Source organism: Nonomuraea sp. NPDC003707, assembly GCF_053587055.1.
In genome coordinates this window covers 12,928-26,589 of sequence record NZ_JBSFNK010000019.1, presented here as the reverse complement: position 1 = coordinate 26,589, position 13,662 = coordinate 12,928, and the positions used below count along the sequence as shown (strand labels likewise).

Here is a 13,662-nt window from a genome sequence, read left to right as displayed (position 1 = left end):
GCGCAGCCCTCCGTCGCTACAGCCGCTCGACGCGTTCACCCTCGGTGAGCACACCGCGGGTGTCGAGCACGAGCCGGGCGTTCTCCTCGACCATGTCGAGGTCGAAAGCGGCGTGCTGCTGCAGCAGCAGCGTCACGTCCGCGTCGATCACGGCCTTGGCCAGATCCTCCTCACGCGGCACCGGGGTGCCGTCAACCGCCCACTCCTTGACATAGGGGTCCGCGAACGAGAGCTCGGCGCCCAGCTCCAGCAGCGCACGCGCCACCGGGAGGGCCGGAGTTTCGCGTTCGTCGGCGATGTCCGGTTTGTAGGTGACGCCGAGCATAACGACCCGGGCGCCGTTCACGGCCTTCTTATGCCGGTTCAGCAGTCGCTGGACGCGGGCCACCACGTACGACGGCATCCGCTCGTTGATCTCCTGCGCCAGCTCCACGAACCTGAACGGGTAGCCGAGCTTGCGCACGGTGTACGACAGGTACGACGGGTCGACGGGGATGCAGTGCCCACCGACGCCCGGACCGGGCAGGAACTTCTGGAAGCCGAACGGCTTGGTCGCCGCGGCCTCGATCGACTCCCACAGGTTGATGCCGAGCTCGTCGCAGAAGATCGCCATCTCGTTGACGAGGGCGATGTTGACGTGCCGGTAGGTGTTCTCCAGCAGCTTGGCCATCTCGGCCTCGCGAGTGCCGCTGACCGGCACCACCTGCTCGATGAACTGCCCGTAGAACGCCGTGGCGCGGTCGCGGCAGGGCGGCGTGTAGCCGCCCACGACCTTGGGGGTGTTCCGCAGGCCGAACTTGGGGTTGCCGGGGTCGATGCGCTCGGGCGAGAAGGCGAGGTGGAAATCCTTGCCCGCGACGAGCCCCGAGCTCTCCAGCAGCGGCCTGGCCACCTCGTCGGTGGTGCCCGGCCAGGTGGTGGACTCGAGCACGACGAGCGTGCCCTTGCTCAGGTTGCGGCCGACGGCCTTGGTGGCGCCCTCCACGGCGGACAGGTCCGGTCGGTGGTCCTCGTCCAGCGGGGTGGGCACGCAGATCACGATCGTGTTGCTTCTGGCGAGTACGGTCTCGTCGAGCGTGGCGCTGAACCCGTTGGCCAGCATGTGCTCGAGATCGGCGTCGGCCAGGTCATCGATGTACGACTGCCCGGCGTTGAGCGCGTCGACCTTGGCGGGGTCGACGTCGAGGCCGACGACCCGCAGGCCGGCGGCGACCGCCTCCTTGGCCAGCGGCATGCCGACATAGCCCAGGCCGATGACAGCCAAGTCGATTTCTGTCACAGCAGCGCCTTAGAGAGCCGGAAACAACACTTCATGGTCGCAAAGGTTATCTCAAGTCCACCTAGCTCACGCCTAATGCGACCGAACACGTCAGAAGTGACAGCCAACGCGAAGGTCAACATTAGGCAAGCGACCGGTATAGGGCTTGATAAGTCTCGGCAACGCGGCTCCAAGTCCGCTTCGCCGCCACCTCCGCCCGTCCCGCCTCACCCATCTCAGCGCGCCGGGCCGGGTCCTCCCGGAGCCCCGCGATGGCCTTGGCGAGCGCGGCCGGGTCACCCGGAGGGACGAGCATCCCGGCGCCGTCCGAGCCCACGAGCTCGGACAGAGCAGGCAGATCGCTGAGTACGACGGGCTTTCCGAGCGCCATCGCCTCGACGGGTTTCAATGGCGTAACAAGTCGGCATACCCGCAGGTCCTCTCGCGGGCAGGCGAAGATGTCGATGGCGTCCTGCGCCTGCAACGCCTCGTCGGGGCCGACCCGGCCCGGCAGGATGGCGTCGCCGAGGCCCAGCTCGTCGACCAGCGCCAGGAGGTTCTCGCGCTCGGTGCCGTCGCCCACGATGAGCACCTTTACGGGGGTGCCGTCGTCACGCAGCAGCGCGGCGGCCCGCAGCAGGGTGGCGAAGCCCTCGTAGGCCACGATGCTGGACACCGAGCCGACGACGATCTCGCCGGGGGCGATGCCGTACGCGTTCCTGAACGAGGCGCCGTCGTAGTGGGCGGTCAGCAGCGAGTCGTCCACGGCGTTGGGCGCCAGGTGGATCTTCTCCCGCGGCACGCCACGCTCGACGATCTCCGTGGCCATGGTCTCGGCCAGCGTGACCACGGCGTCGGCCGCGCGCATGAGGAACGCCTCGCGCTCGCGCTGGAGCACCTGCCGCTCGCTGCCCACCCGGATCGGGTCGCGCGAGGCCCAGGTCTCCTCCAGGAAGCCGCGCACCTCGTAGACGAACGGCGTGCCCGTCCTGTCGCGCACCGCGTGGGCCATGGAGCCGTTGCGGTGGTCGGTGGCGGCGTGCAGGACCTGCGGCTTGAGCTCGGTGACGAGCTTGGTGACCGCGTCGGCGCCCCTGATGATGCGCCCGCGCGTCTCGAACGGCATCTCGCCGCGGCCGTCGGGCAGCAGCCGGTAGTAGGGGATGCCGTCGATCTCCTCGAACGGCGCCGCGTCCGCGTGCCCCTGCAGCATCGGCCAGCCCCAGCTGGTGACCACGTGCGGGTCGAGCCCGGCGGCTTTCTGCGAGGTGACAATACGGTGCGTGCGCACCGTGTACCCGGCCTGCGTGTACGGCAGCGCGTTCGTGACCATGTGCAGCACCCGGCCCGCGACGCGGTCGGTGATGGCCACCTTCGGCCCGGGCGGGATCGGGTCAGGGCTGATCGCGGCCAGCTCGCCCCGGTAGTAGGCGGCCCTGCGCTTGACGAACGGGTATTTGGTGTGGGCTTCGAGCGCCTCGGCGGCCTCGGTCACCCTGCCGGCGTCCCACAGCTCTTTGGCCTCGTTCCACGGCCCCTTGACCACGCGCATGCCGAACTTGCGCACGATGCGCCTGGCGCGGCGGGCGACGGGCCAGGCGACGCTGCCCACGACGGGACGCAGCCGGGGCGGGAGCGCGTCGGCGGCGGCCTGGGCCACCCGGACGGGGTCGGATTTGACCTTCGTCACGACGACGCGGGAAACGATGATCGGGTGCTGAACGAAACCTTTGAGAAGTCCACCGACGCCGGCTCGGGCGGACTTCGCGGAAACCTTGGAGGAGTCTTGACGACTGGCGTCGGATGCCACGCGGTGACCGTACCATAGGCAACGTTTTTCCCCTTCCGCTATGAAAGGCGAGGTCAATGAGGGAGAACCCCCTGGTCCTGCACGTATTGGGCGCTCGCCCCAATTTCGTGAAAGCGGCCCCGGTGGTGCGGGCACTCGGTGAACTCGGCGTGCGGCAGGGCATCATCCACACTGGTCAGCACTATGACGCGCTGATGTCGGACGTCTTCTTCGCCGACCTCGGCCTCCCCGAGCCCGTCGCGAACCTGGGGGTCGGCTCGGGCAGCCACGCCAAGCAGACCGCGGCGCTCCTCGTCGGCCTGGAGGAGGTCGTCCAGGAGCAGGACCCCGACCTGGTCGTCGTCTACGGCGACGTGAACTCGACGCTGGCCGCGATCCTCGTCTGCTCCAAGCTGGGCGTCAGGACCGCGCACGTGGAGGCGGGGCTGCGCTCGTTCGACCGGGGCATGCCGGAGGAGGTCAACCGGGTCGTCACCGACGCGCTGGCCGACGTGCTCTTCGCCACCTCCCCCGAGGCCCTGGCCTACCTGGCGAACGAGGGCGTGCCCGCGTCCAAGGTGCACCTGGTGGGCAACCCCATGATCGACAGCCTGTACTCGGCGCTGCCGTCGCTGGACCCGGCGCCCGTCGTGGAGCGGCTGGCCATACCGGCTCGTTATGCCGTGGCGACCCTGCACCGGCCCGCGAACGTGGACACCCCCGAGGCCGCCAAGGAACTGGTGGACGCGGTGCTGCAGGTCTCGCGGCAGATCCCGATCGTGGTGCCGATCCACCCACGCGGCAAGGCGCGGCTGGCCGAGGCGGGCCTGGTGGACGGGGAGTCGGTCAAGGTCGTCGACCCGCTGGGCTATGTGGACTTTCTCTCACTCGTACGCGGCGCCGCGCTGGTGGTCACGGACTCCGGCGGCGTCCAGGAGGAGACGACCGTGCTGGGCGTCCCCTGCCTGACGGTGCGGCCCAACACCGAGCGGCCGATCACGATCACGCACGGCACGAACCGCCTGGTCACGCCGACCGTCCTGCCGGCCGCCGCGGAGAAGGCGCTGGCCGACGGCGCCGCCACGCCGGCGGGCGAGCTGCCGGTGCTCTGGGACGGCCAGGCCGGGATGCGGATCGCGCGGGTGATCTCCGCCTGGCTGAAGGGCGACAACCTCGCTCCCGCTTCTCAGGCCAAACGCCCCGTTTAGCTGCCATATCCGCCGTAACATGACGTACCTCCGCTAAGCGATAGGCGTATCACCATGGCCGAAACCCCTGAAGAGCCCACGTACCAGCGGCTCGGGCCCGTCAACTGGCTGCCCGAGGAGCGCAAGCTCGTCGAGCGATTCGAGGCCGAGGTCAGGGAGCTGCGGCGGCGGCTGGAGATCGCCGAGGCCAAGGCCGCGTACGCGAGCTGGAAGCTGGAGGCCACGCAGGCGAAGCGGACGTACAAGCTGGGCGAGGCCCTGGGCTCGAAGAGCCCGGGGAAGATCGTCGAGGCGGTCCGGTCGAAGGAGAAGGCGCCGAAGCCGCCCGTACCGGTCTCCGAGGCGACCGAGCTCGCCAACCACCGGCCGCCGCTCGTCGAGGTGCCGGCGGTGAAGTGGCCGAAGGGGCCGGTCAACCGGCCGGACCTGAAGGTCGCGGTGATCCTGGACGACTTCTCCCGGATGGCCTTCAAGTACGAGTGGGACCAGATCGAGTTCGGGCTCAAGGACTGGCCGGAGATCTTCGCCGAGAAGCGGCCCGACCTGCTGTTCTGCGAGTCGGCCTGGCACGGGAACCAGGGTCGCTGGCGCTACCAGATGACCGGCACCAACGCGCCCAAGGAGCCGCTGCGCGAGCTGGTGGCCTGGTGCAAGCGGGAGGGCATCCCGACGGTCTTCTGGAACAAGGAGGACCCGCCGAACTTCGACTTCTTCATCGACACGGCCAAGCTGTTCGACTACGTGTTCACCTGCGACGGTGACATGGTGCCGAAATATCGGGAAATTTTGGGACACGATCGGGTTGATGTGCTGCAGTTCGCGGCCCAGCCCCGCGTGCACAACCCGATCCAGCAGCGGCAGGGGCGCCTGCACGACGTGGTCTTCGCCGGGATGTACTTCCGCGACAAGCACCCCGAGCGCCGCGAGCAGATGGAGACCGTCATCGACCCGGTCAGGGAGCTGGGTCTGCACATCTTCGCGCGCAACGGCGAGGTGGACGAGAAGTACGCCTGGCCGGAGAAGTACCGGCCGCACATCGTGGGCGAGCTCCCCTACGACCAGATGCTGGCCGCGTACCGGATGTACAAGGTCTTCCTCAACGTCAACTCGGTGCTGGACTCGCCGACCATGTGCGCCCGCCGGGTCTTCGAGCTGTCCGCCTGCGCCACGCCCGTCGTGTCGGGGTGGTCACGGGCCGTCGAGGAGACCTTCGGCGACCTCGTCCCCATCGCGCGCGAGCCGGTCGAGTCGTACAACCAGGTCCTGCACCTGATCAACAGCCCCGAACTGCGGGCCAGGATGGGGCACCTGGCGATGCGCGAGGTCTTCGACAAGCACCTGTTCTCGCACCGCGTGGACCAGATCCTCCAGGACCTCGGGCACCAGGTGCAGCCCAGGTCGCGCTCGATCTCGGTCGTGCTGCCCACCAACCGCGCCTCCCAGATCGAACACGCCATCTCCTCCGTGGCCCGCCAGATCCACCGGCCGCTCCAGCTCGTCATGGTGCTGCACGGTCTGGACATCGACCCGGTCGTGGTCGCCGACAAGGCCCGCATGGCGGGCATCACGGACGTCGTCGTCCTGCCCGCCGACGCGTCCCTGTCGCTCGGCGCCTGCATGAACCTGGGCATCTCGGCCGCCGAGGGCGACCTGATCGCCAAGATGGACGACGACAACCTGTACGGGGAGCACTACCTGTCGGACCTGGTGCGCGCGTTCGACTACTCCGACGCCGAACTGGTCGGCAAGGGGGCGCACTACGCGTACTTCGAGGGCAGCAACACGACCATGCTCCGCCTGCCGGGGCTGGAGCACCGCTACTCCTTCCTGGTCCAGGGCGGTACGTTCCTCGGCAAGGCGGACATGTTCCGCTCGTACGGCTTCGCGGACATCACCCGTGGTGAGGACACCCACCTGGTGCGGCGGCTGAAGGAGGACTCCGTCAAGATCTACTCGGCGGACCGCTTCAACTTCGTCTACTGGCGCAGCGCGGACGCGTCGATGCACACCTGGCAGGCGGACCACATCAAGCTGACCCGCAACGCCCAGTTCTCCTTCGTCGGCCGCCCGGACGACCACGTCCTCATCTAGGCCGGCGTCCCTTTGAGGAGAGCAGCGGGCGGCGGTGCCGCCCTCCGTCCTCGAAGGACCCCGGCCGAAGTGCGGCGGGTCAGCGGGTGATCTGGGCCAGGTTCTGGTCGGCGAGGCGGGCGAGCTCGTAGAGCCCCTGCGGCTTCACCCGCTGCCCCACCACCAGCATGCTCATGATCAGCGTCCCCCGCCGGATCATGACCGACCCGATCTGCGCGTTCTTCTGGCCCCCCGCCGCCGTCGTGAGGTAGGCCCGCGACTCGTCGCCCTTGGCCGGCATCGCGAGCATGCGCGTCTTGTAGGTCACCTGCGTGCCGCTCACGTCCGCGGTGTACGAGTTGCACTCCTTGGGCAGCGGTGCCGGGAAGGCCTTCCCGGGCAGCGCCACCACGGCCTGCGTGATCGAGCCGCGGTCGGCGGCGAAGGCGATCACCGCCGCCGGCGCCTTGGCGACGTCGGGACTGTCGGCGTCGAGCTGGGCCGCGCCCGCGCACTCCGGCCGCTGCAGCTTGGCCGCGCGGACGGCCGCGAGGCCCTGCTGGGTGGACTTGAGCGAGCCGAACGCGCCCAGCTCGGGCCCGTACGCGACGTGCATGCCCTTGGGCACCGGCAGCAGGGCGGCGCGCAGCCGGGCCGTCTCGGCGGACGCCTGCGGCGCGGACGACGCGGCGGCCGCCGGCGCCGCCGACGGGGCCTTGTCGGCGGAACATCCGGCAATAGCCAGCAAACTCAGGAATATACCGGAAATGGGCTTCAGCATTCGTCCTCCAATTCGCTCCAGCGGTATTTGTCAAAACGCTAGAGGAATGGAAGGCCGGACAGCCGAGTAACGTCGCTATTCGCGGGATTCAGTGGTTTTACGAACGATTTCCGGTTCGTTGCCGTTTGGCGATCCGCTGTTGAGCAGGGCTCTGGCCAGGCCCAATCCGGCACCCCCGAGTGTGAGCGCCTTGGCGAGCATTTCCTCGACGCCCTGCGCGCCGTTCAGGACCACCATGTGTTCGACGTTTCCGAACGCCTTCGAGCCGGCCTCGACGATTTCCGGCCAGCGTTCGGCGAGTTGCTGCGCGACGACCGCCTCCTGGTTGCTCGCCAGCGCCTCCGCGCGGGCCTTGATGGCCTCCGCCTGCGCCAGGCCCTTGGCCCGCGCGGCCTCGGCCTCGGCGATGCCGCGCAGCCTGGTCGCCTCCGACTCCGCCTCGCCGCGCAGCCTGATGCCCTCGGCTTCTGCCTGCGCCTCGGCGACCGCCACGCGCCGCGCCGCCTCCGCGAGCGTGACCTGCTCGTACGCCCTGGCGTCCGCGGGCCTGCGCACCTCGCCCTCCAGCCGCTTCTCGGCGAGCAGGGCCTCGCGTTCGGCGGCGGTCGTCTGCTGGACCACGACCTCCTGGCGGGCGGTGGCCTCGGCCAGCGGGCCCGCCTGCTTGGCCGCGGCCGACGCCCGGTCGATCTCTGCCTGGTACCCGGCCTGCTGGATGCGGGCCTCGCGGACCGCGGCGGCCTTCTTGATGGCGGCCTCCTGCTCGGCGGCGTTGGCCTCCTGGTCGCGGTGTGCCTCGGCGATCCTGGCCAGCGAGGCCACGGCGGCCGCGTGCGGGCGGCCGAGGTTGGAGATGTAGCCGGTGGCGTCGTCGATCTCCTGGATCTGCAGGGAGTCCACGTTCAGGCCGAGCTTGCTCATCTCGTCGGCCGACGAGGTGCGGATCTCGTTGGTGAGCGCGTCGCGGTTGACGATCAGGTCCTCGACCGTGAGGTTGCCGATGATCGAGCGCAGGTGGCCAGAGAAGAGCTGGTGCGTCTTCTCGTCCACGGTCTTCTGCTGGTCGAGAAAGCGGCGGGCGGCGTTGGCGATGGAGACGAAGTCGTCGCCCACCTTGTAGATCACCACGCCGCGCACGTGCACCGGGATGCCCTGCTTGGTGACGCACTTGACCTCGAGCTGGGAGACGCGGCTGTCGAGCGACATGCGGCGCGCGGTCTGGAACCCCGGGACGACCAGCGCACCCTTCCCCGTGACGATCTTGAAGCCGAGCGTCTCCCGGCCGCGGGCGCCCAGGCCCGAGATGAGGATCGCCTCGTTCGGCTCCGCGACCCGCCAGACCAGCTTGAACGCCACGACGCAGATGAACGCGATGAGGGCGATGATGCCTGCGAGCATTAAGTCCATGACCTGCTCCCGGGAGGACGTCGTCGTATAAGTTGCCGACCAGACTTCCCGGCTCGCCCCAATGAGAAGGTACGCCCGATCAAGGCGCTTTACTAGATATCTCCGGTTCCGTCCCGTTGGGAGTGGCGCCGTTGAGCAGGGCCCTGGCCAGGCCGATCCCGGCGCCGCCGAGCGTGAGGGCCTTGGCCAGCAGTTCCTCGACGCCCTGGGCGCCGTTCAGCACCACCATGTGGTCCACGTTCCCGAACGCCTTCGCGCCCGCCTCCACGACCTCCGGCCAGCGCTCGGCGAGCTGCTGGGCGATGACCGCCTCCTGGTTCTCCTTCAGCGCCTCGGCACGGGCCTTGATCGCCTGCGCCTCCGCCAGGCCCTTGGCCTCCGACGCCTCGGCCTCGGCCAGACCCAGCGCCTTGGCGGCCTCGGCCTGGGCCAGACCGCGGGCCCGGGCGGCCTGGGCCTCGGCCTCACCGGCGATCTTCGTGGCGGCGCCGGAGGCCTCGCCGCGCAGCCGTACGGACTCGGCGTCCGCCGCGGCGGCCAGCTTGACCTGGGAGGCCTGCGCGGCGGCGCGCAGCTCGGTCTCCCTGGCCTCGGCCTCCGCCTGCGCGATGCGGGCGTCGCGCTCGGCCTGGGAGAGCGTGACGGTCTCGTACGCCTTGGCGTCGGCGGGCTTGCGCACCTGCGACTGCAGCCGCTGCTCGGCGAGCTTGGCCTCCAGCTCGGCGGCCCTCGTCTCCTGGACCACCACCTCCTGGCGGGCGGTCGCCTCCGACAGCGGGCCGGCCTGGCGGGCGGTGGCCTGGGCCTGGTCGATCTCGGCCTGGTAGGAGGCCTCCTTGATGCGGGAGTCGCGGCGGGCGGCGGCCATGTTGGCGGCGGCGATCTGCTCGGCCTCGGTGGCCTCCTGGTCGCGCTGGGCCTGGGCGATACGGGCGGTGGAGGCGACCTTGGCGGCGTGCGGCTTGCCGAGGTTGACGATGTAGCCGGTCTCGTCGTCGATCTCCTGGATCTGCAGGGAGTCGACGATCAGGCCCAGCTTGCTCATCTCGTCGGCGGCCGAGGCCCTGGTCTCGCTGGTCAGGCGCTCGCGGTTGAGTATGAGGTCCTCGATGGTGAGGTTGCCGATGATCGAGCGCAGGTGGCCGGTGAACAGCTCGTGGATGGCGCTCGTCATGAAGTCCTGCTGGTCGAGGAAGCGGCGGGCGGCGTTGGCGATGGAGGACAGGTCGTCGCCGACCTTGTAGATGACCACGCCGCGGATGTGCACGGGGATGCCCTGCTGGGTGACGCAGGAGACCTGGAGGTTGGCGGCCCTGGTGTCCAGCCGCAGCCGCCTGGCCGCCTGGAACCCGGGCAGCACCGCCGCACCCTTGCCTGTGATGATCTTGAAGCCCAGGCTGTCGACGCCCTCGCCGCGACGGCGAGCGCCCAGCCCGGAGATGATCAGGGCCTCGTTGGGTTCCGCGACCCGCCACACGGCCTTGAACAGCAGGATGATGATGACTGCGGCGGCGACGATGCCGCCGGCGGCGATGTAGAACTCGGGGGACATCGGAGCGGCCTCCCTTAGACGAGCGCCCTGACCACGTAGACGGTCCGCGGGGGGAAGTACTCGACCACGACCACGATGGATCCGGTCAGGAACTCCTCGTCGGGCACGCTGGGATGTGCGTAGAACGCCTCCACGCCGCCCCTGACCGGGATCATGACCTCGCCGACGAGCCCTGGGCCGATCTTTCCCGTGACCCTGCCCTGCTTGCCGACCACCTGACTCCCCCCGCTCGCGATATTCCGGACGCTACTCCAAACGAGCATTCGCGGTAATAGGCCGCACGAAAGATTCCGGCGGGCCCGGATACTCGGACATTCGGGACGATCGACCCCTGAGACGACGATTGACGCCTGAGGGACGGGGTATTCGCGGTTCGACGGTTTGGGCTCGGCCTGGCGGCGCCGTCACGGCAGCCCTCCGCGCTGTGGAGGTGAAGGCGCTGTGAAGCTGTGGCCGCGGGTCTTCCTGATCGGGTTCGTCTTGTGGCTGGCCAGCGTCGCGGTCACCGCCTGGACGGCCAACTCCAACCTCGTGCCGACGGTGGTGCTGTTCGGCAGCTTCCTGGTGCCCGTGACGTTCGTGGTCTGGGCGTACGGGCGCGACCGCTCGCCGCAGGTGACGGTCGAGCTGCTGTTCGTGGCGTTCGTGGTGGGCGGCGTGCTGGGCGTGCTCGGCGCCTCCCTCCTCGAGAGCCTGCTGATCCGCCCGTCGATCGTCATGTACGTCCTCGTCGGCCTCATCGAGGAGGGCGTGAAGCTCGGCGCGCTGATGTTCGTCACCAGGAGGATGGCCCGGCGTTCCGCCCGGGACGGCATCGTGCTCGGCGCCACCGTCGGCTTCGGCTTCGCCGCGTTCGAGAGCGCCGGGTACGCCTTCAACGCCCTCTTCACCGCCGACGGCCTGTCACTGTCCCAGCTTGTCGAGACCGAGGTACTGCGCGGCATCCTGTCGCCCGTCGGGCACGGCCTGTGGACGGCCATCGCGGGCGGCGTGCTGTTCGCGGCGCGCGGCCGGATCACCGGCTCCGTCGTCCTGGCCTACCTCGGCGTCTCGCTGCTGCACGCCCTCTGGGACTCCATGACCGCCATCGCGATCGCGATCACGCTCGTGCTGACCGGCCAGCCGTGGCAGTGGGAGCTCCTGCGTATCGGCCGGGTCCCGAACGTGACCGCGTGGCAGGTGCACGTGTACACCATGGTCAACTGGGCCGGGCTCATCGCGATCTCCCTGGTAGCGCTGCTGTGGCTGCGGACGATCGCCGCCAGGGCACGTCGCGATCGCGAGATCTTGTCCCAATAATCACGGTAATGAACGCGTTCCTCCCACTGCGCCGGAACCATAAACGGTGCTAGTCTCCTATGCGATCTTCCGGAGGTGTATTTACACAAGGTGTGGAAATGCCCCCGACTCGAGGTTGGGACATGGGCTCGCGAAACCGGTCAATTCGGTTCAAGATCTTCTTATTGTTGCTGCTACCCCTTCTGTCTCTGAGCGCGCTCTGGGGTTTCGTCCTCAACCTCACCATGGGCGACGCCCAGTCACTGCTCCGCGCGAACACGCTCTATCGGACTATCGGCGTCACCTCCACGGACCTGGGACTACAGCTGCAGGCCGAGCGGGTGCGCTCTGCCGAGACGCTCACTACGCGTAAGCTCACCTCGGTGCTCAGCGCCCAGCGCGCCCGCACCGACCGGTCGTTCACCGACTTCAAGCTGGCCGTCATGGAGGCCGGCGGCTCGGTCGGCGACGACCTGCGACTGCCGCTCGACACCCTCGAATCCGCCCTCGGCCGCCTCTCGGCGATCAGGGCCGACATCGACGGCGGCCTCGGCTCCCGGCTGGCCGGGCTGAACGAGTACAACCGCATCCTCGACGGGATCTTCACCCTCTACGACCACCTGGTCTCCGTCTCCGACCTGACGATCTTCCAGCAGGCGTCCTCGCTGCAGGCCATGGGCATGGCCAGGGAGTACATCGCCAGGGAGCACGCGCTCGTCATCGGGGCACTGGCCGACCGCCGGCTCACCGCGCCCGAGGTCTCCGCCTTCACCGAGTACGCGGCCTCCAGGAAGTTCCTCCACGCGCGCGGCCTGGCCGGGCTCGACGTGACGCTGCGCCGGCCGTACGAGCAGGTCTTCGCCACCGAGCCGTTCCAGACCTTCGCCACCATGGAAGCGCGGATCATCAAGACCGGCAGCCCGCCCCCCACCGCCGAGGGGTGGACCGAGGCCGTCGACAAGCTCACCTCGCGGCTCGACCAGCTCGGCTCCTCCTCCGCCGGTGTGCTGGCCACGCGCACGTCCGAGGCCGCGACCTCCACCATCGTCAAGATCTCCGTCGCCGGCGGCGTGGGCTTGATCGCCGTGCTCGCGTCGATCATCATCTCTGTACGCTTCGGTCGCCGCCTGGCCGGCGAGCTGGCCGGGCTGCGTACCGCCGCGATCGAGCTGTCGCAGAGCCGGCTGCCCGACGTCGTCGAGCGGCTGCGCAGGGGCGAGGACGTCGACGTGCGGAAGGAGGCCAAGGCGATCAAGGTGCACGGTTCCGCCGAGATCAGCGACGTCGCCAGGGCCTTCGGCTCCGTGCAGCGCACCGCCGTGACGGCGGCGGTCGGCCAGGCCGCGATGCGGCGCGGGGTCGGCCAGGTCTTCCTCAACCTCGCCCGGCGCAAGCAGGGCCTGCTGCACCGGCAGCTGTCGCTGCTGGACGCCATGCAGCGCCGTACGCACGACCCCGACCGGCTCGAGGAGCTCTTCCGCCTCGACCACCTGACCACCCGTATGCGCCGGCACGCGGAGAGCCTGATGATCCTCTCCGGGTCCGCGCCGGGACGGGCCTGGCGCAAGCCGGTGCCCGTGATCGACATCGTCCGCGCGGCCATCGCCGAGATCGAGGACTACACCAGGGTCACCGTCGAGGGCATGCCGGTCGCCGCGGTCGACGGCACCGCCGCCGCCGACCTCACCCACCTGGTGGCCGAGCTGGTCGAGAACGCCACCATCTACTCGCCGCCGGACACCACGGTCCAGGTGCGCGGCGACCTGGTGAGCAACGGATACGTCATCGAGGTGGAGGACCGCGGGCTCGGGCTGTCGGTCGCCGAGTACTCGGCGTTCAACACGCGGATGGCCGCGCCGCCGGAGTTCGACCTGGCCGACAGCGACAGGCTGGGCCTGTTCGTGGTGGCCAAGCTGGCGCAACAGTACGGGATCAAGGTGCTGCTGCGGCGGTCGCCCTTCGGCGGGACGACGGCCATCGTGCTCGTGCCGCGTTCGATGGTGACCGAGCAGGCGGCGCTGGAGGCGGGCGACATCGACGGCAAGGCCGATCTGCCGAGCCGTACGCGGAAGAAGGCGCTCGCCGTGGTGACCTCCGGCACGCACGCGGGACTGCCCAGGCGGGTGCGCCGGACCAACCTGGCGCCGCAGCTCAAGGAGAGCCCGCCGCTCGGGCAGGAGCGGGCTCCCGAACAGGAGCCGCGTGGCCAGGAGCCGCCGCCCGAACGCTCTCCTGACGAGGTAAGGGACTTGTTCTCCGCGTTCCAGCGGGGGACCCAACGCGCCCGAGAAGAAGCCTCTGAGGAGGGGCCATGAGTAA

10 protein-coding genes are annotated in these 13,662 nt (G+C 69.4%); 4 read left to right on the top strand and 6 right to left on the bottom strand.

Features of this window, described 5'->3' with window-relative positions; genetic code table 11:
* Window positions 1-16 precede the first annotated feature (16 nt).
* Together ACWDRB_RS38745 and ACWDRB_RS38740 are read right to left on the bottom strand one after the other, a co-directional pair.
* Entirely contained in the window at window positions 17-1,279 is a 1,263-nt protein-coding gene (locus ACWDRB_RS38745; RefSeq protein WP_355202904.1) for a nucleotide sugar dehydrogenase, read from the bottom strand.
* 121 nt (window positions 1,280-1,400) lie between these two features.
* Complete coding sequence (locus tag ACWDRB_RS38740; protein ID WP_449902353.1) at window positions 1,401-2,948, bottom strand: glycosyltransferase family 4 protein; 1,548 nt, start codon at window positions 2,946-2,948, stop codon at window positions 1,401-1,403.
* Between the two features lie 176 nt (window positions 2,949-3,124).
* Between ACWDRB_RS38740 and wecB the strand changes: the two genes are divergently transcribed.
* Both wecB and ACWDRB_RS38730 read left to right on the top strand, forming a co-directional pair.
* Window positions 3,125-4,255 carry a non-hydrolyzing UDP-N-acetylglucosamine 2-epimerase gene (gene wecB, locus ACWDRB_RS38735; protein ID WP_350732571.1) on the top strand — a complete coding sequence of 377 codons (1,131 nt, stop codon included), beginning with the start codon at window positions 3,125-3,127 and terminating at the stop codon, window positions 4,253-4,255.
* Between the two features lie 54 nt (window positions 4,256-4,309).
* Window positions 4,310-6,346: a glycosyltransferase family protein gene (locus ACWDRB_RS38730; RefSeq protein ID WP_363977191.1), complete on the top strand. Its 2,037-nt coding sequence runs from the start codon at window positions 4,310-4,312 to the stop codon at window positions 6,344-6,346.
* Window positions 6,347-6,425: 79 nt separating this feature from the next.
* Here the strand turns inward: ACWDRB_RS38730 and ACWDRB_RS38725 are convergent, their stop codons facing one another.
* The 4 genes from ACWDRB_RS38725 to ACWDRB_RS38710 form a co-directional block, all read right to left on the bottom strand.
* Window positions 6,426-7,073, bottom strand: coding sequence for a hypothetical protein (locus ACWDRB_RS38725; RefSeq protein ID WP_449902349.1), 648 nt, complete (start codon window positions 7,071-7,073; stop codon window positions 6,426-6,428).
* 108 nt (window positions 7,074-7,181) lie between these two features.
* On the bottom strand, window positions 7,182-8,513 hold the full coding sequence (locus ACWDRB_RS38720; RefSeq protein ID WP_449902346.1) for a flotillin family protein: 1,332 nt from the start codon (window positions 8,511-8,513) through the stop codon (window positions 7,182-7,184).
* Window positions 8,514-8,592: 79 nt separating this feature from the next.
* Window positions 8,593-10,065 carry an SPFH domain-containing protein gene (locus tag ACWDRB_RS38715; RefSeq protein ID WP_449902343.1) on the bottom strand — a complete coding sequence of 491 codons (1,473 nt, stop codon included), beginning with the start codon at window positions 10,063-10,065 and terminating at the stop codon, window positions 8,593-8,595.
* A gap of 14 nt (window positions 10,066-10,079) precedes the next feature.
* Entirely contained in the window at window positions 10,080-10,280 is a 201-nt protein-coding gene (locus ACWDRB_RS38710; protein ID WP_350732563.1) for a hypothetical protein, read from the bottom strand.
* 226 nt (window positions 10,281-10,506) lie between these two features.
* On the opposite strand from ACWDRB_RS38710, the gene ACWDRB_RS38705 reads away from it, so the two are divergent.
* Window positions 10,507-11,364: a PrsW family intramembrane metalloprotease gene (locus ACWDRB_RS38705; protein WP_397368996.1), complete on the top strand. Its 858-nt coding sequence runs from the start codon at window positions 10,507-10,509 to the stop codon at window positions 11,362-11,364.
* 167 nt (window positions 11,365-11,531) lie between these two features.
* Entirely contained in the window at window positions 11,532-13,658 is a 2,127-nt protein-coding gene (locus ACWDRB_RS38700) for a sensor histidine kinase (RefSeq protein WP_449902339.1), read from the top strand.
* Window positions 13,659-13,662: the final 4 nt, after the last annotated feature.

Coding starts and splice junctions, on each gene's coding strand:
- wecB (WP_350732571.1), top strand. CDS start 3,125: ATGAGGGAGAACCCCCTGGTCCTGCACGTATTGGGCGCTCGCCCCAAT.
- ACWDRB_RS38730 (WP_363977191.1), top strand. CDS start 4,310: ATGGCCGAAACCCCTGAAGAGCCCACGTACCAGCGGCTCGGGCCCGTC.
- ACWDRB_RS38720 (WP_449902346.1), bottom strand. CDS start 8,513: ATGGACTTAATGCTCGCAGGCATCATCGCCCTCATCGCGTTCATCTGC.
- ACWDRB_RS38715 (WP_449902343.1), bottom strand. CDS start 10,065: ATGTCCCCCGAGTTCTACATCGCCGCCGGCGGCATCGTCGCCGCCGCA.